Here is a 19855-nt window from a genome sequence, read left to right as displayed (position 1 = left end):
TTGACGGGTGGCTTGCGTTGGCCGAACTGCATGCCTTGGCGATTGGCAAAAACGCCCCTCGCTTCGTCATCCTCGGGTCTCCGCGTCCGCTTCGCTCCCGCTCCGCCCGTGGATGACGAAGTGATCACGCCCTTGGGTGCGCCGACTCATAGATTTCGAGCAGTCTTGCCGTGTCGACGCCGGTGTAGATCTGCGTCGTCGACAGGCTGGCGTGGCCGAGCAGCTCTTGTATGGTGCGTAAATCGCCGCCGCGGCCGAGCAGATGCGTGGCGAAGGAATGGCGCAGCGCATGCGGCGTCGCGGTGTCGGGCAGGTTGAGCACCGAGCGCAGCTTGGCCATGTCGCGCTGGACGATGGCCGGATTGAGCGGGCCGCCGCGCGCGCCGCGAAACAAAAGGCCCTTCGGGTCGAGGTGATAGGGGCACAGCCGCCGGTATTCGGCAATCGCCCGCAGCGCCACCGGCAGCACCGGCACCAGCCGCGTCTTGCCGCCCTTGCCGGTGACGCGCAGCACGGTGTCGGCCGTCGATGCCAGATCGGCACCGGCGAGGCCGAGCGCCTCGGAAATGCGCAGGCCGGAGCCGTAGAGCAGCGTCAGCACGGCAGCGTTGCGGGCGGCGATCCACGGCTCTTCCGCCAGTTGGCCTTCGACGGAAACGACATGCTTGGCATCGCTCGCCGTCAGCGGCTTGGGCAGCGATTTGGGCTGGCGCGGCGCACGCAAGGCTGCCGCCCCCGCCGCATTGGCGAGGCCGCGCCGTTCGAGGAACCGCAGCAGCGAGCGGATGCCGGCCAGCCCGCGGCCGAGCGTGCGGGCGCCGGCACCGGCGTTGCGGCGGGCGGCGAGGAAGCCGCGCAGATCGGCCGGTCGCAGATTGGCGATCTCCGAGATGCCGGGCGAGCCGCCGCAATGGCCGGTGAGGAAATGCAGGAACTGGCGCGTGTCGCGCTCATAGGCTTCGACGGTCTCGGGCGACAGCCGGCGCTCGCGCGCCAGCATCTTCAGCCAGCCTTCACGCGCCGCCTGGAGATCGGGTTTTGCCGGGATGAGGAATTCCTGCATGATTTGTTTCCAGTTCCCGGCCATTTTCCGGCAGCCGGGTTAGGAAGCGGTGAAGAGCCATGTCATTGAAATGACAATCGGGGAGCGTTAGAGCAAAGCCAAAGGATATCGTACCATGAGCAAGCCCCAGAACCCCGTCCAGATGGCCGTGATCGGCGCCGCCCATGGCATCAAGGGCGAATTGCGGGTGAAAACCTTCACCGGTGAGCCACTGGCGCTGGCCGATTACGGTCCGCTCTACGCCAGGGACGGCCGCGCCTTCCAGATTATCGACATCAGGCCCGCCAACACCGTCGTCGTTGTCCGGTTCAAGGGTGTCGCTGACCGCAACGCCGCCGAAGCGCTGGCCGGCACCGAGCTGTTCGTCGACCGTTCGATGCTGCCCGACGATGGCGAAGAGGACGAGTTCTACCATGCCGACCTCGTCGGGCTCGAGGTTCGGGACGATACCGGTGCCGCCATCGGCAAGGTCGTCGCGGTGCACAATTTCGGCGGCGGCGACATTCTCGATGTGACGCTTGGCGGGCGCAAGGGCGTGCTGATCCCGTTCACGCAAGCCGCCGTGCCGCAAGTTTCAATCGCCGAGGGCTTTGTCCGCGTCGATCCGGCGGCGGCCGGGCTTGTCGAGGACGAAGACGGGGATGGCCCCCGCGAAGAAGACTTCGACCCGAAGGGAAGGCCGCGCGGACCGAGCGACGCCGGGGGCAACCGGTGACGTTCAAAGCCTCGGTGCTGACGCTCTATCCCGAGATGTTCCCGGGTGCGCTCGGCCTGTCGCTGGCCGGCCGGGCACTGGAGGCCGGCACATGGTCGCTTGAAGCGATCCAGATCCGCGACTTCGCCACCGACCGCCACCGCACCGTCGACGACACGCCGGCCGGCGGCGGCGCCGGCATGGTGATGCGCGCCGATGTTCTGGCGAAAGCCATCGACCATGCTTCACCGGAAGGCGATTTACGGCCACGACTGCTGATGAGCCCGCGCGGCAAACCGCTGACGCAGGAGCGGGTGCGCGCGCTGGCCGCCGGGCCGGGCGCGGTCATCCTGTGCGGACGCTTCGAAGGTGTCGACCAGCGGCTGATCGAAGCGCGGAACCTGGAAGAGGTTTCGATCGGCGATTTCATCCTCTCGGGTGGCGAGCCGGCAGCACTCGTGCTGCTGGATGCGGTGGTGCGGCTGTTGCCCGGTGTGATGGGCAATTCGGTGTCGGGCGAGGAGGAGAGTTTCGAGAACGGCCTGCTCGAGCATCCGCATTACACGCGGCCGCAGGCGTTCGAGGGGCGCGAGATACCCGACGTGCTGATCTCAGGCAATCACAAGAAGATCGCCGCATGGCGGCGCGCGCAGTCGGAGGCGCTGACGAAAGAGCGGCGGCCGGATCTGTTGGAAAACGCCCCTCAGCCTTTCCTAAAGTAGTAGAAGGCGAGAAACAGGCCGACCGCGATGACGAAGCCGCGCACGACGTTCTGCGGCACGCGCTTGGCGATCCAGACACCGGCATAGCCTCCCAGCGCGCCGCCCGGGATCATGACGATCGCCTGCGGCCAGGCGACAACGCCGCCCGAGACGAAGACGACGATCGCCACCGCGGCGATGACAATGGCCAGCATGTTCTTCAGCGCGTTCAGCCGGTGGTAGTCGCCGGCTTGCGTCAGGCCGAGCGTCGCCAGCATCATCACGCCCATGCCGGCGCCGAAGAAGCCGCCATAGACGGCGGTGATGAACTGCGCAAACGAACCGGTCAGCGAGCCCACCGCCGCTTCGTGCCCCGGCTTGGGCGCCGGCTTCAGCCACGGCCCGGCGGCAAACAGGGCCGTCGCGCCCAGCAGCAGCCACGGCACCAGGACGCGGAAGGACGGATTATCGAGTGCCAGCAGGATCAGCGCGCCGGCCAGCGCGCCGACCGCCGAGATCAGGCACAGCAGCAGTGCGCCGCGCCAGAAATGCCGGATGTCATCCCGGTAGGCGAGCGTCGAGGTGATGTAGCCGGGAAATTGCGTGACCGAGGAGGTGGCGTTGGCGACGATCGGCGGCAGGCCGACCAGTGTCATGGCACCGAAGGTGATGAAGGTGCCGCCACCGGCGACCGCATTGGCGGCGCCTGACAGAAAGCCCGCCAGGAAAAGCAGGATGGCGTCGAAGACAGACATGGAATGGCGCCGCGTAAAACTGTGTTGTTTCAGGCTTAGGAAGCTTGGCACGCGGGCGCAACCCGGCACCGGAAGACTGCGATGGTGCCAGGCGAGCAAAAAAGACTCGAGGCCAGGCGTGACAAAGCGCTGAAATAGCTGTATGTGCCCGCCCGTACCGGAAGAACAATCTACCGGACCCGTCAACAATGACGGTGTAGTCGCCCCTGCCCGATGTTTTCAAACAGAGGGCATAGCCGAGCGGTCATTGGAACTGCAAGGCGAGTGTCGGACGCTCTGACTGTCGGAAGAACAAGAAGTGGATTTTTGAGATGGATATTCTCCGTCAGCTCGAGGCCGAACAGGCCGCCAAGATCGAAGCCAAGCGCAAGCTTCCCGAATTCCAGCCCGGCGACACCGTGCGCGTCCAGGTCCGCGTGACCGAAGGCACCCGCACCCGCGTCCAGGCCTACGAGGGCGTCGTCATCGCCCGTGCCGGCTCCGGCTTCCAGGAAAATTTCACCGTCCGCAAGATCTCCTATGGCGAAGGCGTGGAGCGCGTGTTCCCGGTCTACTCGCCGATGGTCGAAGGCGTCGAGATCGTTCGCCGCGGCAAAGTGCGTCGCGCCAAGCTCTATTACCTGCGCGATCGTCGCGGCAAGTCGGCCCGTATCTCGGAAAACACCGGCGTGCGCGCCCGCAAGCTGAACGATGAGGAGCGCGATGCGCTGAACGCCGAGAAGGCCCGCATCGAGGCCGAGAAGGTCGCTGCTGTCCAGGCGCTGGCCGCCGAGACGGCCGCCAAGGAAGCCGCCGAGAAGAAGGCCGCCGACGAAGCAGCCAAGGCCGCTGAAGCGACCCCCGCCGAATAAGGTTTTCGGCAAGCAGTTCAAAAAGGCGGCTTCGGCCGCCTTTTTTCGTTTCGGGGATTGGAGCATCGCGGCAGCCTTTTCTCGAAGGTCGGTTGACTCCATTTATATCGTGCACTAAATAATCGTGCACAAAGTAAATGGAGAATCGTGATGCCCGCATTGTATTCCACCCAGGCCCGTGCCGTCGGCGGCCGCGCCGGCCATGTCCAGAGCGGCGATGGCCTGCTCAGCCTCGACCTTGCCATGCCGAAGGAACTGGGCGGCAAGGGCGGCGCCACCAATCCCGAGCAGCTGTTCGCGGCCGGTTATGCCGCCTGCTTCGAAAGCGCCATGCGCTTCATCGCCGGCAAGCAGAAACTGCCGCTGCAGGATGCCTCGGTGACCGCCAATGTCAGCCTGCATACCAACGCGCAGGGTGGATTTGTACTTGGTGTTTCCCTGGCGGCCGAGACGAAAGGTCTTGATCAGGCGGCGGCGGACGCGCTTGTATCGGCGGCGCATCAGGTCTGCCCCTATTCCAACGCCATCAAGGGCAACATCGACGTGGCGCTTTCGGTAACGGCGCTTCCGGCAAAGGCAGCATGACCACTAAGGCCACAGCTTCGCCCCTGGACGTCCCGGCGGATTTCGCCGGGATACCCAAGCTCGAACAACACCTCTGCTTCGCGCTCTATTCGGCCAGCGGGCTGATGACGCGGCTCTACCGGCCGCTGCTCGAGCCGCTCGGCCTGACCTACCCGCAATATCTGACCATGCTGGCGCTGTGGGAGCATGCGCCGCGCACGGTCGGCGAACTCGGTGAAACGCTGGGGCTCGATTCGGCGACGCTGACGCCGCTGCTCAAACGCCTCGAAGCGAACGGCCTGGTGACGCGCCGGCGCGATCCCGCCGACGAACGCCGGGTGCTGGTCGAACCGACACGGCAGGGCCGGGCGCTGCGCGAGGGCGCCAAGGCGGTGTCGGCCGCGATGCGCTGCCATTCGCCGCTCGATGGCGCCGAATTGAAATCCCTGCATCACAGCCTGACGCGGCTGATCGACGGTCTGCGCGAAGCGGGCGCCAAAGCCGCGGACCGCGATTGACGAGAGATCGCAAGGATCGTTCCGAAATCCCGGGATTGAAGGCACTGGAATCCGTTTTCGTCTGAGTTGCCGCAGCGGACCGTCTTGCATGACGCTTGCGGAAAGCTAAAGTCGGCTCCGGATTTTCCTGCAAGCCCGGCCCATGACCGGGCGCTTTCAATTCCGGGGAGTGTGTCATGACCAAATCGAAACTGCTGCTGGCCGGCCTGCTTGCCCTCATGCTTGCGCCCGTCGCCGCCTTCGCCCAGGCGCTGCCCGATCTCGGCGGCAAGAAGGTGGTGGTGGTGACCGAAAACGCCTATCCGCCGCTGCAGTTCATCGACGCCAAGACCGGAAAACAGATCGGCTGGGAATATGATGCGATGAACGAGATCGCCAAGCGGCTGAATTTTGCCGTCGAATACCAGAACACCTCCTGGGACGCGATGATCCAGGCGGTTTCCGACAACCAGTACAACATCGGCATGACCGGCATCACCATCAAGGACGACCGCAAGGCGAAGGTCGATTTCTCCGACCCCTATATGCGCTCGGAACAGTTCATGCTGGTGCGCGGTAACGAAAGCCGTTTCACCGACGCCAAGACCTTCGGCGCCTTCAAGGACGGGCTGGTCGGCGCCCAGGCCGGCACGACACCGTTCTACACCGCCGTCTACAGTGTCCTCGACGGCAATGAACAGAACCCGCGCATCAAACTGTTCGAGACTTTTGGCGCCACGGTGCAGGCGCTGAAGTCCGGCGACGTCGATGTCGTGCTGACCGACGGCACAGCCGGAAAGGGCTATGTCGACGCCTCGGACGGCAAGCTGAAGCTGATCGGCGGACCGCTCGGCACCGAGGATTTCGGCTTCATCTTCCCGAAGGGTTCCGATCTGGTGAAGCCGGTCAACGCGGCAATCGCGGCGCTGAAGGCCGATGGGACGCTCGATGCGCTGAACAAGAAGTGGTTTCTCGATTACAAGATGGGGCAGTAACCCCTCTTGTTGAGAACACTACACAATGATCTCGCGCTGACTCTGCGCTTGAACACCCCCCTCTGTCCTGCCGGCCCCGGGCCTTCGCTATCGCTCCGGGCGTTCGTTGTTCGGAAAGCCAAGCAATTGGCTTTCCGTCCGCTGCGCGGACCACGCCTCACCCCCCTCAAGGGCAGGGGAATCGCACATGAGTAGATCGGGTCACTTGCGTGGTGGAGAGAAATTGATTCTGACGGACCTCTTGAAGACAGGAGGTCATGATGGTGTTTGTGGATATATTCGACGAGGTTCCGGACCCTCGAGACTTCACGGCCCAGCACGAATTGCCAGAGATTTTGTTCGTGGCGCTGGCGGCGGTGCTTTGCGGAGCGACGCACTGCACGGAGATGGTGCTGTTTGCCAAGTCGCGGCTCGATCTGTTGCGGCAGTTCATCCCCCTCAAGCACGGCGTGCCCAGCCACGACACCTTCAGCCGGGTGCTGGCCGCACTCGATCCGGTGGCCTTCAACGCCGCCTTCATGCGCTTCATGGCCGCCTTCGGCACACAGGCGCACATCGATGTGCCGAAAGGCCAAGTCGCCGTCGACGGCAAGAGCCTCAGGCGCGCCTACGCCAAGGGCTGCGCCCACATGCCGCCGCTGGTGGTTACAGTCTTTGCCTGCGACACCTTCATGAGCCTGGCTCAGGTCGTGGCACACAAGGGTGGCGAGGTCGAGGCTGCGATCGAGGCGCTCAAGCTGTTGTCGCTCAAGGGGTTGACCGTCACCGGCGATGCCTTGCACTGCCATCGCCGCATGACCAAGACCATCCGCGAAGGTGGCGGCAACTATGTGCTGGCCATCAAGGGCAACCAGTCGAAACTGGCAGTACAGGCCAATGCCGCCCTCGACGCGGCAGCTGCGAGCAAAAGAACCAGGTTCCATCAGGTCGACGAGGATGCCCATGGCCGCCACGAGGTGCGCCGTGCTTTCGTCGTCCCCTTCGCCCAGACGCCGGGCCAGAACGCGCTCGTCGACCTTTGCGCCGTCGGCCGTGTCGAAAGCTGGCGCACCGTCGATGGCAAGACCACCCACAAGGTCCGCTGCTATGCGTTGTCGCGCACAATGCCGGCCAAAGAACTGATCGCCTCCGTCCGCCGCCACTGGAGCATAGAGAATGAGCTGCACTGGCAACTCGACGTCCTGCTCTGCGAAGATCGCATCAGGGGTCGCAAGAACAACGCGCCGGCAAACCACGCCATACTTCGGCGCCTTACTCTCAACATCCTTAGAGCCGACCCGGAAAACATCCCGCTCAGCCACAAACGACTCAAAGCACAGTGGGCCGATCAAGACCTCATCAGCCTTATCACTCATATGCGATAGCCCTGCCCTCAAGGGGGGAGATTGGCAGCTCTCACGATGGCGCTTCCTGTTCAGCGTTGCAGATTGGCGAAAGCGATTGCGGCAAGCGATCTCCCCCCTTGAGGGGGAGATACCCGGCAGGGCAGAGGGGGGTATCGTGGAGCGCTGCCTTCGCGATATCTGCCTTGCCGGCATCGCCTGATGCAGGCCCCTTCCGCCTCAAAATCCGACTTCCCCTGGTGGCTCGTCGTGGCCGTGGCCATCGCCATCGCGGTGGCCGTCTTCGTTGCCACCAGCAACCTCTACACCCAGGTTTTCGCCACCGTCGCCAAGGGCATCGGCATCACCGTCTTCGTCACGGTGATCGCCTTCGTGCTGGCTTCGGCGATCGGGCTGGGCATCGCACTGATGGGACTGTCGGGCTCGCGCTGGCTGCGCCAGGTCGCCCGCTTCTATGTCGAGATCATCCGCGGCGTGCCGATCCTGGTGCTGCTCTTCTGGATCGCCTTCGTCGGCGCACCGGCCTTCGTCGCGGGCTGGAACGCGCTGACGGCGCCGCTGCAGAGTTCCGGCCTGCTCGGCGAGCTGCTGGTGCGCGACGTGTCGCTCCTGTGGCGCGCCATCATGGCACTGACCATCGGCTATTCGGCCTTCATCTCGGAGGTTTTTCGCGCCGGCATCCAGGCGGTCGAGAAGGGCCAGATCGAGGCGGCCAAGGCGCTCGGCCTGACGCGGGCGCAGCGTTTCCGGCTGATCGTGTTTCCGCAGGCCATCCGCACCATCCTGCCGCCGCTTGGCAACGACTTCGTTGCCCTGGTCAAGGATTCCTCGCTGGTCTCGGTGCTCGGCGTCGCCGACATCACGCAGATGGGTAAGGTCTATGCTGCCGGCTCGTTCCGTTTCTTCGAGACCTATTCGATCGTCGCTTATGTCTATCTCATCCTGACCGTCGGCCTGTCGCTGGCGCTCCGGGCGCTGGAACGGCGGTTGCGCCGCCAGCACGAGGAATAGTTTTTTCGCGACGACAGCGTTATCTTGGGTTTATGCATGTCGTTGCCCCAAAACCGCGGCGCACTTTTGGGCGACATGCATTGGCCAGTGGAGCACGACCGATGATCGTCGACAAAGCCAATGCAGCGCTGGATTCCGTCTACACGGCCGACACGCCGGAAGCGCTGGCCGAGGCCTATGCCGCATGGGCCGCGACCTATGACAGCGAGACCGCTTCGCTCGGTTATCTCCTGCCGTTCCTGATCACCGCCTGGGTGGCGCGCCACGTGCCGGCGGGCGACGGGCCGCTGCTCGATGCCGGCTGCGGCACCGGCCTGTCGGGGCCGTCGCTGAAGGCGCTGGGCTACGGCGCCATTGCCGGGCTCGACCTCTCCGACGACATGCTGAAGATCGCCGGTAGCCGCAATGCCTACAGCGACCTGAAGCAGGCGATGCTGGGCGGGCCGCTGCCATGGCCGGACGGCCACTTTCGCGCTTTCTTCTCAACCGGTGTGTTCACCATCAGCCATGCGCCGGCATCGGGCCTGCACGAACTGGTGCGCATCACGAAGAAGGGCGGGCACGCCATCTTCACCGTGCGCGACCAGGTGTTCGAAAGCGGCGGGTTTCAGACTGTTTTCGATGAACTGGAGCAGGCGAAAAAATGGCGGCCGGTCGAGCAGAGCCCGTGGTTCCGCTGCTACGCGATCGCCGAGCCTGATGCCTTGGTGAAGACGTTTGTGTTCGAGATAATCTGAGTGGCAAGCGTGGCGCCAGTTCCTCTCCCCACTTCGTGGGCGAGGAACCCAAGTTCTGCGAAGACACGCCGCAATTGCCGAAAAGCCAAAACATTGGTATGAGCCACGCCATGGAAGAGCTTTTTGGCGATCCGGCTTACAAGGGGTTCGTGCTGCAGGACAGAAAACGCCTGCCGTCGCGTTTCTCCGCGCGCGTGTCCGGCGCACTGACCAGCCGACTACCCTAGGCCGACCTGTCCAGGTCGTTTCGCCGGACTGATGATCCGGCATCTGCTCTTTCCCATTCTCATATCGACGGATTTACGCACATGAGCGCACCGCGCACCCTCTACGACAAGATTTTCGACGACCACATCGTCGATCGCCAGGACGACGGCACCTGCCTGCTCTACATCGACCGCCACCTCGTCCATGAGGTGACCAGCCCGCAGGCCTTCGAAGGCCTGCGCCTGAGCGGCCGCAAGGTCCGGCATCCGGAAAAGACGCTGGCCGTGGTCGATCACAATGTCTCGACCTCGCCCGAGCGCAAGTTCGGCATCAAGAACGAGGAAAGCCGCATCCAGGTCGAAGCGCTGGCCAGGAACGCCAAGGATTTCGGCGTCGAATATTATTCCGAGAACGATATCCGCCAGGGCATCGTCCACATCATCGGCCCGGAACAGGGTTTTACGCTGCCCGGCATGACCATCGTCTGCGGTGACAGCCACACCTCGACCCATGGCGCCTTCGGCGCGCTGGCGCACGGCATCGGCACGTCTGAGGTCGAGCATGTGCTGGCGACGCAGACGCTGATCCAGCGCAAGGCCAAGAACATGCTGGTGCGCGTCGACGGCGTGCTGCCGCAAGGCGTCACCGCCAAGGACATCATCCTCGCCATCATCGGCGAGATCGGCACCGCCGGCGGCACCGGCTATGTCATCGAATATGCCGGCGAGGCGATCCGCGCGCTGTCGATGGAAGGCCGCATGACGATCTGCAACATGTCGATCGAGGGCGGCGCGCGCGCCGGCCTGATCGCCGCCGACGAGACGACCTTCGCCTATGTCAAGGACAAGCCGCGCGCGCCGAAGGGCGCGGCCTGGGATGCGGCGCTCGAATACTGGAAAACGCTGCAGTCCGACGAGGGCGCGCATTTCGACAAGGTGATCGTGCTCGACGCGGCCAAGTTGCCGCCGATCGTCTCCTGGGGCTCGTCGCCCGAGGATGTCGTGTCGGTGCAAGGCATCGTGCCGAATCCGGACGACATCACCGATGAAAACAAGCGCACCTCCAAGCAGCGCGCGCTCGACTATATGGGGCTGACGCCGGGGACCAGGATCACCGATATCACGCTCGACCGCGTCTTCATCGGCTCCTGCACCAATGGCCGCATCGAGGATCTGCGCGCAGTGGCCAAGGTGGTCGAAGGCAAGACGGTCAGCCCGCATATCGATGCGATGATCGTGCCGGGCTCCGGCCTGGTCAAGGAACAGGCGGAAGCCGAAGGCCTCGACAAGATCTTCGTGGCCGCCGGCTTCGACTGGCGCGAGCCGGGCTGCTCGATGTGCCTTGCCATGAATGACGACCGGCTGAAGCCGCATGAACGCTGCGCCTCGACCTCGAACCGCAATTTCGAGGGCCGGCAAGGCTTCAAGGGCCGCACCCATCTGGTGTCGCCGGCAATGGCGGCGGCGGCGGCGATCGCCGGCCACTTCGTCGACATCCGCGAGTGGAAGTAACGCCGGAGCCCGCGGCTTCGAAAGCTTGCCAGACCCCGGAGCTTTGCGGCTCCGGGGTTTTTTCATTCATCCGGCCGCATATTCGCTTTCGCTTAACCGCTTGTTGGGGCTTGCCCTCTAAGCTCTTCCCTGACGTAAGCGAGGGGAAGTCACAGTCCTTTGGACACCGGCCTGTTGATAGCGCTGCTCAATCCGACGATCGCGCTGGCACTCGGCGCGGCCTTCCTCGTGCTATGGTCCTATCAACGCCACCGCCCCTATCTCGCCGTGCTGGCGATCAGTTACAGTGTCTCTGCGGTCGGCTTCCTGCTCCAGTATTTCACCTTGCCCATCGGCATGCAGCTGACCAAGCTGGCGTCGAACATCTGCTTCACACTTGCCGGCTGCTGCCTGTCCAGCGCCATCGTCCACCGCTATGGCCGCAAGGTGCCCTATGTGGGGATCGGCGTGCTGGCCGGCGGCGGCCTGGCGTCGTTGTGCTGGTTCCTGTTCGTCGCGCCGGATCTCACCTGGCGCATCCTGGCGATGAATTTCGCTTTCGGCGGGATCAGTCTTCTGGTCGCCGCTGAACTGCGCCCGGTGCGCCGCAACGGCCCGACCGAGAACATCCTCTTCGTGCTGTCGCTGCTGTCGAGCCTGAACTTCTTCGTGCGCACCCTTGTCGTCGTCATCGCGCATGGACCCTTCACCAGCTATGACGGATTCTATGGCTCGTCCTACTGGACGACGGCCCTTCTGTCGCACGCACTGCTGTCGCTGCTCATTGCGCTCTGCCTGTTCTCCGCCGCGGCGCTCGACGTGATGAAAGCGCTGAAGACGGAGACCTATACCGATCCGCTTTCGGGTCTGCTCAATCGCCGCGGCTTCGAGGAGCGAGGCATGCTGCTGCTGCGGCACTGCGCCACGGCCCGGTTTCCGGTCGCGCTGGTGCTGGCCGATCTCGATCATTTCAAGGCGCTCAACGACGTGCACGGGCATGCGGCGGGCGATCGCGTGATCGCCGACTTCGCCGCCAAGCTTCGGTCGGCGGCCGGGGCGCGCGGCATTGCCGGGCGTATCGGCGGCGAGGAGTTCGCCGTGCTGCTTCCCTTGAGCGATCTCGCTGCCGCGCGGCTGTTCGCCGAGGCCGTGCGCACGCTCTATTCGGCTGGCCACGTCGACGGGCTGCCTGCCGGCACCAAGGTGACCGCCAGCTTCGGCGTGGCGGCCCGCAGCGGCGACGAGGCACTGGAGCCGCTGATGCGGCGTGCCGACGACGCGCTCTACAAGGCCAAGAAGAACGGTCGCGACAGTGTGCGCCTGTCCTACGAGCGGCCGGAAACGGTGTTCGTGGCGGAGCCGCTCAAGATGGGCTGATCCGGTCCGGCCGAGCAAAAATTAACGGCTTCTTCGCCCGTCGATGCTAGCTGTCGGGCGGGTGCGAGAAGACTTATGAGTGGCGCCAACTTCATCCTGTTGATCAATTTGTCGGTTGCCGGCCTGCTGGCGGCGTCCTTCATGGCGATCGCGTTGCATGAGGCCGGCCGTGCGTCGCCGCGCTGGCTGGCATCAGCCTATCTCCTGGGCATGGCCTATTTCGCGGTCGAATTCAGCATTCCCGCCTTCGACGATGCGCGGCCGGTGGTGGTCACCGCTTTCGCCGTCTTCCTTGGCGCCACCATCGCCTTCAATGGTGGGCTTGCGCACAAATATGGTGTGGCGCCACCGTGGGCGCCGATGCTGTTCTTCCTGCTCGCCACCACCGTCGCGGTGTATTTCGTGCAGGACCTGCCGCGCCAGTCGCTGACCCGCATGATGGCCTACCAGCTTCCCTATGCGGTCATGCAGTTCATTGGTCTCGCCATCGTCTGGTCGTCCAGGCAAAGGCTCGCCCGTCTCGACCGCATCCTGATGGCGGTGCTGGCGGCCAGCGGCCTGCAGTTTGCCTCAAAGCCGTTTATCGCGCATGCGCTGGGCGGCTGGGGCGCCAATCCGCAGGCCTATCTGCAAAGCAGCTACGCGCTGGTCTCGCAGTCGCTCGGCACCGTCTTCGGCCTGGCGCTGGCGCTGCTGATGCTGGCCATCCTGGTTCGCGACGTGCTCGCCGAGGTGACGTCGAAGTCGGAGATGGACACGCTGTCGCGCCTGCTCAACCGCGGCGGCTTCGCCCGCCACGCCGAGCTGGCGGTGGTTGGCGCGGTGCGGCAAGGCGTGCCGGTCGCGCTGGTCATCGCCGACCTCGATCATTTCAAGAGCGTTAACGACAGTTTCGGCCATGCATCCGGCGACCGGGTGATCGAGACCTTCGCCGGCTTTCTGCGCGATGCTGCCGCCGGCCATCATGTCGCGGGCCGCATCGGCGGCGAGGAGTTCGCCATCATCCTGCCGGGAACCAATCTTGCCGCTGCCCGGCTGTTCGCCGAGGGCACACGCAGCGCTTTCGGCGCGCTTCCCATCGACGGACTGCCGGCGGACAATCGCTGCACCGCGAGCTTCGGCGTCGCCGAGCTTCATCCGAGCGAGGATTTTGCCGATCTGATGCGGCGCGCCGACCAGGCGCTCTATCTGGCGAAGAATGCCGGGCGCGATTGCGTGCGTGTTTCGGCCGGGCCGGCCGGCGCACGGTCGTCCGCCGGGATCAGTATCTCATCTAGCGGCAGGGGCTGAGCTCGGGCATCTCGCCGTCGGAAAGCCCGTACATGTAGCTGCGGCCCTTCACGAACACCGGCGGCCGGTAGCAATCTCTGTATCCCGATATCTCGTCGGCTTCGTTCTGGTAGATCACCTTGGGTTGGCCGGCGCTGGTGTAGTCGGACAGCTGCTTGGCCAGTTTGCCTTCGCCAACCAGGATGCGCTTGTAGCCGGCGGCGCTGTCGATGACGAGATTGCCGAACGAATCGGCGTAGACGCGGTCCTGATGACGCGCTCCGGCAAGCGCCGGCGCAGCCAGGCCGACGACCGAAGCCGTCACGATGAGCGCCGCAAGGCGTATTCTTCCCGATTTCGAACGCATGGCGTCCTCCTTGTTTAGAGGAAAGCCTCCTCGAATCAGAAATTAACCTTTTCTTAACCTTTGTTAAGAGGCTGGCGCGTTTCGCGGCGATGTCTCGATAAACATGGTTAATATCGACCGGGCGGAAAACCCGGTGGCCATCTTTCGGCCATGCTTGGCCGCACCATCGCGGCCGGCGTCCAGCTCGGCGTCTGACGATCTTGATCTTGGCAAAGCATCGCGGCTAGTCTGCCGCGCGGGAGGACAGCATATGGCGTTACGCCGGACGTTTCGGGTGACGCTTGCCCTTTCGCCGCTTTTGGTCGCCATGGCCTGCGTGCCGCAGAACAATGAGCCGAAGGCCGGCAACAAGACCGCCGCGTCGGGTTTATCGGCGCCCGCCATCTCGACGGGCGGCGCCGTCACCGACGTGACCACGCCGCAGCCGCGTACCGCCACATACAGTTGCGCGGACGGCGGCAGGATGACGATCGAGAATCTCGGCACCTCCGTGCGCGTTCTCGGCTCCGACGGCACCAGCGAGGATCTGCTGGCCTCGCCGGCCAACCAGAACAGCCGTTACGAGCAGGCGCATGACGCGATTGTGATCGATGGCCGCGAAGCGTTGGTCATGAAGGCGGGGTCGACGCCGGTGACCTGCAAGCGCTAATCAGGTGCATTGATATTCAGGTGAGGCCGGCCTGCAAATGGCGGCTTCCTGCGCTTCCGGTGCTCACGTACTTTGAGTACGCTCCGCTCCGGTTCTCGGAAACCACCATTTTCGGCTCGTCCTGACCTGAATCTCAATGCACCTGCGCTCTTGGCCAGACTACATGTTGCACTGCAGCGATATCGAGCCGGCTTCTGGCTTCCAGCTCCTAATCGATTGAAGCCCGAGCCTGCCTTTTAGTCAGACTAAATTACGTTTTCGAAACGATTTTCTGGCTTTGACGCGGTGCAAAAAGAGCATTAGAAACCGGCTGTCCGAAGTCGCAACCGGAAGCGGCAATGCCGCATTTCCACCTGAGGCCAAGGGACGCCGACCTGGGGGAGCCATGAGCAAATCACCAGCCACCCGCGCATCTGCCAGACGTGATCGGCCACTTTCGCCGCATCTGAGCGTGTACCGGCCGCCGATCACGATGACGATGTCGATCATCCATCGCATCACCGGCGGGGCACTGTATTTCGGTACGCTGCTGGTCGCACTGTGGCTGATGGCGGCGGCAAGCTCGCAAGCGACGTTCGACTGGGTCAACTGGGCCTTCGGCACCTGGCTCGGCCGGCTGATCCTGTTCGGCTACACCTGGGCGCTGATGCACCACATGCTGGGTGGCGTGCGCCATCTGGTGTGGGATACCGGCGCCGGCCTCGAGAAGCATACGGCTTCGAAGATCGCCTGGGCGACGCTGGCCGGCTCGATCCTGCTCACATTGTTGATCTGGATCGCCGGCTATATGGCGCGGGGAGCCTGATCATGAGCACTGGAAAGACCGACATGCGCACGCCGCTGGCGAAAGTCCGCGGCCTCGGTTCCGCCCGCGAGGGCACCGGCCATTTCTGGCGCCAGCGCCTCACCGCCATCGCCAACATCCCGCTGATGCTGTTCTTCGTCGGGTTCCTGGTTGCGCTCAACGGCGCCGGCTATACGGACGTGCGGGCAGCGCTCGCCAATCCGTTCGTGGCGTTGGTGCTGGCCCTGGTGCTGGTCTCCGGGCTTATCCATATGCGGCTCGGCATGCAGGTGATCATCGAGGATTATGTGCATGGCGAAGGCATGAAGCTGGCGCTGATCGCGCTCAATACTTTTTTCACCATAGCGGTCGGCGTCGCCTCGATCTTCGCCCTGCTCAAGCTGGCATTCGGAGGCTGAGTTGGCCAAGGACGCAAAAGGAACCAACACCGGTTCCGGCTATACCTATGTCGACCACAAATTCGACGTGGTGGTCGTCGGTGCCGGCGGCGCCGGCCTGCGCGCCACGCTCGGCATGGCCGAACAGGGCTTGCGCACCGCCTGCATCACCAAGGTGTTCCCGACCCGCTCGCACACGGTGGCGGCGCAAGGCGGCATTGCCGCCTCGCTGTCCAATATGGGCCCCGATTCCTGGCAGTGGCACATGTACGATACCGTCAAGGGCTCGGACTGGCTGGGCGATGTCGACGCCATGGAATATCTGGTGCGCGAAGCGCCGGCGGCCGTCTACGAGCTCGAACATTACGGCGTGCCGTTCTCGCGCACCGAAGAGGGCAAGATCTACCAGCGGCCATTCGGTGGCCACATGATGAACTACGGCGACGGTCCGCCGGTGCAGCGCACCTGTGCCGCCGCCGACCGCACCGGCCACGCCATCCTGCACACGCTCTACGGCCAGTCGCTGAAGAACAACGCGCAGTTCTTCATCGAGTATTTCGCGCTCGACCTGATCATGGAGCCGGACGGCACCTGCACCGGCGTCGTCGCCTGGAACCTCGATGACGGCACCATCCACCGCTTCTCGGCCAAGATGGTGGTGCTGGCGACCGGCGGCTATGGCCGCGCCTATTTCTCGGCGACTTCGGCGCACACCTGCACCGGCGACGGCGGCGGCATGGCCGCGCGTGCCGGCTTTCCGCTGCAGGACATGGAGTTCGTGCAGTTCCACCCGACCGGCATCTATGGTGCCGGTTGCCTGATCACCGAAGGCGCGCGCGGCGAGGGCGGCTATCTCGTCAACTCCGAGGGTGAACGCTTCATGGAGCGCTACGCGCCGTCGGCCAAGGACCTTGCTTCGCGCGACGTCGTCTCGCGCTGCATGACGCTGGAAATCCGCGAGGGCCGCGGCGTCGGCCCCAAGAAGGACCATATCTTCCTGCACCTCGACCATCTCGATCCGGCCGTGCTGCATGAGAGGCTGCCGGGCATTTCGGAATCGGCGAAGATCTTTGCCGGCGTCGACCTGACCAAGGAGCCGATCCCGGTGCTGCCGACCGTCCACTACAATATGGGCGGCGTGCCGACCAATTACTGGGGCGAGGTGCTCAACCCGACGTCGAGGAGCCCGGACAAGGTGTCGCCCGGACTGATGGCGGCCGGCGAGGCCGGCTGCGCCTCCGTGCACGGCGCCAATCGGCTCGGTTCGAACTCGCTGATCGACCTGGTGGTGTTCGGCCGCGCGGCCGCGATCCGGGCCGGCCAGGTCATCGACCGCAAGGCGGCGATCCCTGCCCCCAATGAAGCCTCCGTCGAAAAGATCATGGACCGTTTCGACCGGCTGCGTCACGCCAACGGCTCGACGCCGACGGCAAGCCTGCGCGAAAAGATGCAGCGGGCGATGCAGGAAGACGCGGCGGTGTTCCGCACGCAGGAATCGCTGGAGAATGGCTGCAAGCGCATTTCGGAAATCTGGACCGAACTCAGGGATGTCAAGGTATTCGACCGCTCGATGATCTGGAACTCGGATCTGGTCGAGACGCTGGAGCTGGAAAACCTGATGGCCAACGCCATCACCACGGTCTACAGCGCCGAGGCGCGCAAGGAGAGCCGCGGCGCGCATGCGCGGGAAGACTTTTCGGCCCGCGACGACACCAACTGGCGCAAGCATACGCTGGCGCGCCTCGGCGAGGACGGCAAGGTGACGCTGTCCTACCGGCCGGTGCACACCGAGCCGCTGCTGGCCGAAAAGGACGGCGGCATCAGCCTCGCCAAGATCGCGCCGAAGGCCAGGGTGTACTAGCGATGGCGCCGGCGGCTTCGGGATATTCCGGCACGCCCCTTCCGGCCAAGCTCGGCCTGAAGGACGGCATGACTGCCGCCTTCATCGCGCTGCCGTCGGAACTCGACGACCTGGCTGGGGCCGTGGCCTTTGCCGATGTCGACCGGCTGGCCGATTGGTCCGGTATTTCTGGAACGACCCTGAAATACGACGCCGTCCATGCCTTCACCCGGCAGCGCGCCGAGATCGAGGATCGCCTCGGCGATGTCGAGGCGGCGATCAAGCGCGACGGCATGGTCTGGGTGTCCTGGCCGAAAAAGGCATCGAACGTGCCGACCGATGTCACCGAGGGCGTGGTTCGCGCCGAGGCGCTGAAGCTCGACCTGGTCGATGTGAAAGTCGCCGCAGTGAATGAAATCTGGTCCGGGCTGAAGCTCGTCATCCGAAAGGACCGCAGGTAATGGTCGAACTGACGCTCCCCAAGAACTCGAAGATCCAGCAGGGCAAGACCTGGCCGAAGCCGGAAGGCGCGACCAATCTGCGCGAGTACCGTATCTACCGCTGGTCGCCGGACGATGACGAGAACCCGCGCATCGACACCTATTTCGTCGACATGGACGATTGCGGGCCGATGGTGCTCGACGCACTGCTCTGGATCAAGAACAAGATTGACCCGACGCTGACCTTGCGTCGCTCCTGCCGCGAAGGCATTTGCGGCTCCTGCGCCATGAACATCGACGGCTCCAACACGCTGGCCTGCACCAAGGGCTGCGACGACATTTCCGGCGCCGTCAAGGTCTATCCGCTGCCGCATATGCAGGTGGTCAAGGACCTGGTGCCCGACCTGACCAATTTCTACGCCCAGCACGCCTCGATCGAGCCGTGGCTGAAGACGGTGTCGCCGCAGCCGGCCAAGGAATGGCTGCAGAGCCATGAGGACCGCGAGAAGCTCGACGGGCTCTACGAATGCATCCTGTGCGCCTGCTGCTCGACCTCGTGCCCGAGCTACTGGTGGAACGGCGACCGCTATCTTGGCCCGGCAACGCTCTTGCAGGCCTATCGCTGGCTGATCGATTCCCGCGACGAGGCCAAGGGCGAGCGGCTCGACAATCTCGAAGACCCGTTCCGGCTCTACCGCTGCCACACCATCATGAACTGCGCGCAGACCTGCCCCAAGGGCCTCAACCCGGCCAAGGCGATCGCCGAGATCAAGAAGATGATGGTGGAGAGAAGGGTGTAATTTCGGCGGGAGATCGCCCTCATCTGTGGTGATCCTTCGCGCCCCCCTCTGCCCTGCCGGGCATCTCCCCCACTTGGGGGGAGATTGGCCTTCATCGCCGTCTTCGCCAAATCACCAGCATTGCAGAAGAACTTCAACGCTTCAGAATAGAACCGGGGGCTGAGGCTGCTGATCTCCCCCCAAGTGGGGGAGATGTCCGGCAGGACAGAGGGGGGCGCTGTCCTGCCGACTTCAAGACGTTCTGCCCTGTCGCAGCGCTATGATGTCTGTCAAAATCATAGTGCCAAAGAATCAGTAGAAAATTGCCAATCCAATGACCGATACCGACCTTCCCATCCTCTCGCCGATCGAAGCGCGCGTGCTCGGCTGCCTGATCGAGAAGAAGGAGCTGACGCCTGATGTCTATCCGCTGACGCTCAACGGCGCCCATGCCGCCGCCAACCAGAAGACGGCGCGCGAACCGGTGATGGCGGTCGAGCTTGTCGAGGTCAGGCGGGCGCTGAGCCAGCTGGAGCAGAAGGGCCTGGTCCGGCAGGTCTTCGCGTCGCGCGTCGAGCGCTACGAGCATCTGGTGGCGCAGCGTTTCTCGCTCACCTCGGCGCAGATCGCGCTGATCGGCCTGATGCTGCTGCGCGGTGCGCAGACGGCGCACGAATTGCTGGCACGGGCCGAGCGCATGGCGCGGTTCTCATCGATCGACGCGCTGCGCACCGACCTCGACCTGTTGATCGGCCGCAGGCCGCCGCTGGTGATGCTGATCGAGCGCGGGCCTGGCCAGCGCGAGGAGCGTTTTGTGCATCTGCTGAGCGGGACGCCGCAGATCGCGGCGATCGCCATGCATCAGGCGCCGTCGGCAACCTCATCGGTCTCAGGCCTCGAAGAGCGCATCGGCGCGCTTGAGGAAGAAGTCGCGAGACTGCGTGCTCGCATCGAGGCGCTGAGCGGCGCAGGCGGCTGATATCGTTTGAAACGTCGGCGGGACAGCGCCCCCCTCTGTCCTGCCGGACATCTCCCCCTCTTGGG

At 64.3% G+C, this 19855-nt stretch carries 22 protein-coding genes; 19 read left to right on the top strand and 3 right to left on the bottom strand.

Annotation, left to right across the window (positions count from 1 at the left end; all coding sequences use genetic code 11):
• Window positions 1–124: 124 nt before the first annotated feature.
• Window positions 125–1063, bottom strand: a complete 939-nt coding sequence (locus tag BPNPMPFG_RS21260; protein WP_258590631.1) for a tyrosine recombinase XerC — start codon at window positions 1061–1063, stop codon at window positions 125–127.
• Window positions 1064–1178: 115 nt separating this feature from the next.
• Between BPNPMPFG_RS21260 and rimM the strand changes: the two genes are divergently transcribed.
• Entirely contained in the window at window positions 1179–1778 is a 600-nt protein-coding gene (gene rimM / locus BPNPMPFG_RS21255) for a ribosome maturation factor RimM (protein WP_111544147.1), read from the top strand.
• Window positions 1775–2479, top strand: a complete 705-nt coding sequence (gene trmD / locus BPNPMPFG_RS21250) for a tRNA (guanosine(37)-N1)-methyltransferase TrmD (protein WP_258590630.1) — start codon at window positions 1775–1777, stop codon at window positions 2477–2479. Before rimM ends, trmD begins: the two co-directional genes overlap by 4 nt.
• Here trmD and BPNPMPFG_RS21245 read toward each other — a convergent pair.
• Window positions 2461–3213, bottom strand: coding sequence for a sulfite exporter TauE/SafE family protein (locus BPNPMPFG_RS21245; protein WP_258590629.1), 753 nt, complete (start codon window positions 3211–3213; stop codon window positions 2461–2463). The two genes, trmD and BPNPMPFG_RS21245, sit on opposite strands and share 19 nt — an antisense overlap.
• 311 nt (window positions 3214–3524) lie before the next feature.
• Between BPNPMPFG_RS21245 and rplS the strand changes: the two genes are divergently transcribed.
• The 10 genes from rplS (at window position 3525) to BPNPMPFG_RS21195 (ending at window position 13575) form a co-directional block, all read left to right on the top strand.
• On the top strand, window positions 3525–4064 hold the full coding sequence (rplS, locus tag BPNPMPFG_RS21240) for a 50S ribosomal protein L19 (RefSeq protein ID WP_258590628.1): 540 nt from the start codon (window positions 3525–3527) through the stop codon (window positions 4062–4064).
• 150 nt (window positions 4065–4214) lie between these two features.
• The gene (locus BPNPMPFG_RS21235) at window positions 4215–4649 is read left to right on the top strand and encodes an organic hydroperoxide resistance protein (protein ID WP_258590627.1); all 435 of its coding nucleotides are present in this window, start codon (window positions 4215–4217) and stop codon (window positions 4647–4649) included.
• Window positions 4646–5146 (top strand): MarR family winged helix-turn-helix transcriptional regulator, encoded by a 501-nt coding sequence (locus BPNPMPFG_RS21230; RefSeq protein ID WP_258590626.1) that lies wholly within the window; start codon window positions 4646–4648, stop codon window positions 5144–5146. The genes BPNPMPFG_RS21235 and BPNPMPFG_RS21230 overlap by 4 nt, the downstream gene beginning before the upstream one ends.
• A 176-nt stretch (window positions 5147–5322) precedes the next feature.
• Window positions 5323–6120 (top strand): transporter substrate-binding domain-containing protein, encoded by a 798-nt coding sequence (locus BPNPMPFG_RS21225; protein WP_258590625.1) that lies wholly within the window; start codon window positions 5323–5325, stop codon window positions 6118–6120.
• Window positions 6121–6377: 257 nt separating this feature from the next.
• The gene (locus tag BPNPMPFG_RS21220) at window positions 6378–7484 is read left to right on the top strand and encodes an ISAs1 family transposase (RefSeq protein ID WP_258590624.1); all 1107 of its coding nucleotides are present in this window, start codon (window positions 6378–6380) and stop codon (window positions 7482–7484) included.
• Window positions 7485–7664: 180 nt separating this feature from the next.
• A complete protein-coding gene (locus tag BPNPMPFG_RS21215) occupies window positions 7665–8474 on the top strand; it encodes an amino acid ABC transporter permease (RefSeq protein ID WP_258590623.1) in 810 nt (269 codons plus the stop codon).
• 101 nt (window positions 8475–8575) lie between these two features.
• Window positions 8576–9211, top strand: coding sequence for a class I SAM-dependent DNA methyltransferase (locus BPNPMPFG_RS21210; protein WP_258590622.1), 636 nt, complete (start codon window positions 8576–8578; stop codon window positions 9209–9211).
• 308 nt (window positions 9212–9519) lie between these two features.
• Window positions 9520–10929 (top strand): 3-isopropylmalate dehydratase large subunit, encoded by a 1410-nt coding sequence (leuC, locus tag BPNPMPFG_RS21205; RefSeq protein WP_258590621.1) that lies wholly within the window; start codon window positions 9520–9522, stop codon window positions 10927–10929.
• 159 nt (window positions 10930–11088) lie between these two features.
• Window positions 11089–12285, top strand: a complete 1197-nt coding sequence (locus BPNPMPFG_RS21200; protein WP_258590620.1) for a GGDEF domain-containing protein — start codon at window positions 11089–11091, stop codon at window positions 12283–12285.
• A 75-nt stretch (window positions 12286–12360) separates the two neighbouring features.
• Window positions 12361–13575, top strand: coding sequence for a GGDEF domain-containing protein (locus tag BPNPMPFG_RS21195; protein ID WP_258590619.1), 1215 nt, complete (start codon window positions 12361–12363; stop codon window positions 13573–13575).
• Here BPNPMPFG_RS21195 and BPNPMPFG_RS21190 read toward each other — a convergent pair.
• Complete coding sequence (locus BPNPMPFG_RS21190; RefSeq protein WP_258590618.1) at window positions 13559–13921, bottom strand: hypothetical protein; 363 nt, start codon at window positions 13919–13921, stop codon at window positions 13559–13561. The two genes, BPNPMPFG_RS21195 and BPNPMPFG_RS21190, sit on opposite strands and share 17 nt — an antisense overlap.
• A 250-nt stretch (window positions 13922–14171) precedes the next feature.
• On the opposite strand from BPNPMPFG_RS21190, the gene BPNPMPFG_RS21185 reads away from it, so the two are divergent.
• From BPNPMPFG_RS21185 to BPNPMPFG_RS21155, 7 genes are all read left to right on the top strand, one after another.
• The gene (locus tag BPNPMPFG_RS21185) at window positions 14172–14570 is read left to right on the top strand and encodes a hypothetical protein (RefSeq protein ID WP_258590617.1); all 399 of its coding nucleotides are present in this window, start codon (window positions 14172–14174) and stop codon (window positions 14568–14570) included.
• A 385-nt stretch (window positions 14571–14955) separates the two neighbouring features.
• Window positions 14956–15375, top strand: coding sequence for a succinate dehydrogenase, cytochrome b556 subunit (gene sdhC, locus BPNPMPFG_RS21180; protein WP_258590616.1), 420 nt, complete (start codon window positions 14956–14958; stop codon window positions 15373–15375).
• A 2-nt stretch (window positions 15376–15377) separates the two neighbouring features.
• Window positions 15378–15773, top strand: a complete 396-nt coding sequence (gene sdhD / locus BPNPMPFG_RS21175; RefSeq protein ID WP_258590615.1) for a succinate dehydrogenase, hydrophobic membrane anchor protein — start codon at window positions 15378–15380, stop codon at window positions 15771–15773.
• Window position 15774: 1 nt separating this feature from the next.
• The gene (sdhA, locus tag BPNPMPFG_RS21170; RefSeq protein WP_258590614.1) at window positions 15775–17613 is read left to right on the top strand and encodes a succinate dehydrogenase flavoprotein subunit; all 1839 of its coding nucleotides are present in this window, start codon (window positions 15775–15777) and stop codon (window positions 17611–17613) included.
• 2 nt (window positions 17614–17615) lie between these two features.
• Window positions 17616–18053: a DUF3052 domain-containing protein gene (locus BPNPMPFG_RS21165; RefSeq protein ID WP_258590613.1), complete on the top strand. Its 438-nt coding sequence runs from the start codon at window positions 17616–17618 to the stop codon at window positions 18051–18053.
• On the top strand, window positions 18053–18832 hold the full coding sequence (locus BPNPMPFG_RS21160) for a succinate dehydrogenase iron-sulfur subunit (RefSeq protein ID WP_010912301.1): 780 nt from the start codon (window positions 18053–18055) through the stop codon (window positions 18830–18832). The genes BPNPMPFG_RS21165 and BPNPMPFG_RS21160 overlap by 1 nt, the downstream gene beginning before the upstream one ends.
• A gap of 313 nt (window positions 18833–19145) precedes the next feature.
• Window positions 19146–19790: a YceH family protein gene (locus BPNPMPFG_RS21155; protein ID WP_258590612.1), complete on the top strand. Its 645-nt coding sequence runs from the start codon at window positions 19146–19148 to the stop codon at window positions 19788–19790.
• Window positions 19791–19855: the final 65 nt, after the last annotated feature.

This window comes from Mesorhizobium sp. AR07, from assembly GCF_024746815.1.
GTDB lineage: Bacteria > Pseudomonadota > Alphaproteobacteria > Rhizobiales > Rhizobiaceae > Mesorhizobium.
The sequence above is the reverse complement of the archived record's forward strand: the minus strand, read 5'-3'. Positions and strand labels throughout refer to the sequence as shown.

What these genes read in the sequence shown, in the direction of transcription:
- sdhC (WP_258590616.1), top strand. Translation starts at nt 14,956, where the DNA reads ATGAGCAAATCACCAGCCACCCGCGCATCTGCCAGACGTGATCGGCCA.
- leuC (WP_258590621.1), top strand. Translation starts at nt 9,520, where the DNA reads ATGAGCGCACCGCGCACCCTCTACGACAAGATTTTCGACGACCACATC.
- BPNPMPFG_RS21210 (WP_258590622.1), top strand. Translation starts at nt 8,576, where the DNA reads ATGATCGTCGACAAAGCCAATGCAGCGCTGGATTCCGTCTACACGGCC.
- rplS (WP_258590628.1), top strand. Translation starts at nt 3,525, where the DNA reads ATGGATATTCTCCGTCAGCTCGAGGCCGAACAGGCCGCCAAGATCGAA.
- BPNPMPFG_RS21165 (WP_258590613.1), top strand. Translation starts at nt 17,616, where the DNA reads ATGGCGCCGGCGGCTTCGGGATATTCCGGCACGCCCCTTCCGGCCAAG.
- BPNPMPFG_RS21190 (WP_258590618.1), bottom strand. Translation starts at nt 13,921, where the DNA reads ATGCGTTCGAAATCGGGAAGAATACGCCTTGCGGCGCTCATCGTGACG.
- BPNPMPFG_RS21260 (WP_258590631.1), bottom strand. Translation starts at nt 1,063, where the DNA reads ATGCAGGAATTCCTCATCCCGGCAAAACCCGATCTCCAGGCGGCGCGT.
- BPNPMPFG_RS21155 (WP_258590612.1), top strand. Translation starts at nt 19,146, where the DNA reads ATGACCGATACCGACCTTCCCATCCTCTCGCCGATCGAAGCGCGCGTG.
- BPNPMPFG_RS21230 (WP_258590626.1), top strand. Translation starts at nt 4,646, where the DNA reads ATGACCACTAAGGCCACAGCTTCGCCCCTGGACGTCCCGGCGGATTTC.
- BPNPMPFG_RS21245 (WP_258590629.1), bottom strand. Translation starts at nt 3,213, where the DNA reads ATGTCTGTCTTCGACGCCATCCTGCTTTTCCTGGCGGGCTTTCTGTCA.
- BPNPMPFG_RS21215 (WP_258590623.1), top strand. Translation starts at nt 7,665, where the DNA reads ATGCAGGCCCCTTCCGCCTCAAAATCCGACTTCCCCTGGTGGCTCGTC.
- sdhD (WP_258590615.1), top strand. Translation starts at nt 15,378, where the DNA reads ATGAGCACTGGAAAGACCGACATGCGCACGCCGCTGGCGAAAGTCCGC.
- BPNPMPFG_RS21195 (WP_258590619.1), top strand. Translation starts at nt 12,361, where the DNA reads ATGAGTGGCGCCAACTTCATCCTGTTGATCAATTTGTCGGTTGCCGGC.
- rimM (WP_111544147.1), top strand. Translation starts at nt 1,179, where the DNA reads ATGAGCAAGCCCCAGAACCCCGTCCAGATGGCCGTGATCGGCGCCGCC.
- BPNPMPFG_RS21220 (WP_258590624.1), top strand. Translation starts at nt 6,378, where the DNA reads ATGATGGTGTTTGTGGATATATTCGACGAGGTTCCGGACCCTCGAGAC.
- BPNPMPFG_RS21235 (WP_258590627.1), top strand. Translation starts at nt 4,215, where the DNA reads ATGCCCGCATTGTATTCCACCCAGGCCCGTGCCGTCGGCGGCCGCGCC.
- BPNPMPFG_RS21225 (WP_258590625.1), top strand. Translation starts at nt 5,323, where the DNA reads ATGACCAAATCGAAACTGCTGCTGGCCGGCCTGCTTGCCCTCATGCTT.
- BPNPMPFG_RS21160 (WP_010912301.1), top strand. Translation starts at nt 18,053, where the DNA reads ATGGTCGAACTGACGCTCCCCAAGAACTCGAAGATCCAGCAGGGCAAG.
- BPNPMPFG_RS21185 (WP_258590617.1), top strand. Translation starts at nt 14,172, where the DNA reads ATGGCGTTACGCCGGACGTTTCGGGTGACGCTTGCCCTTTCGCCGCTT.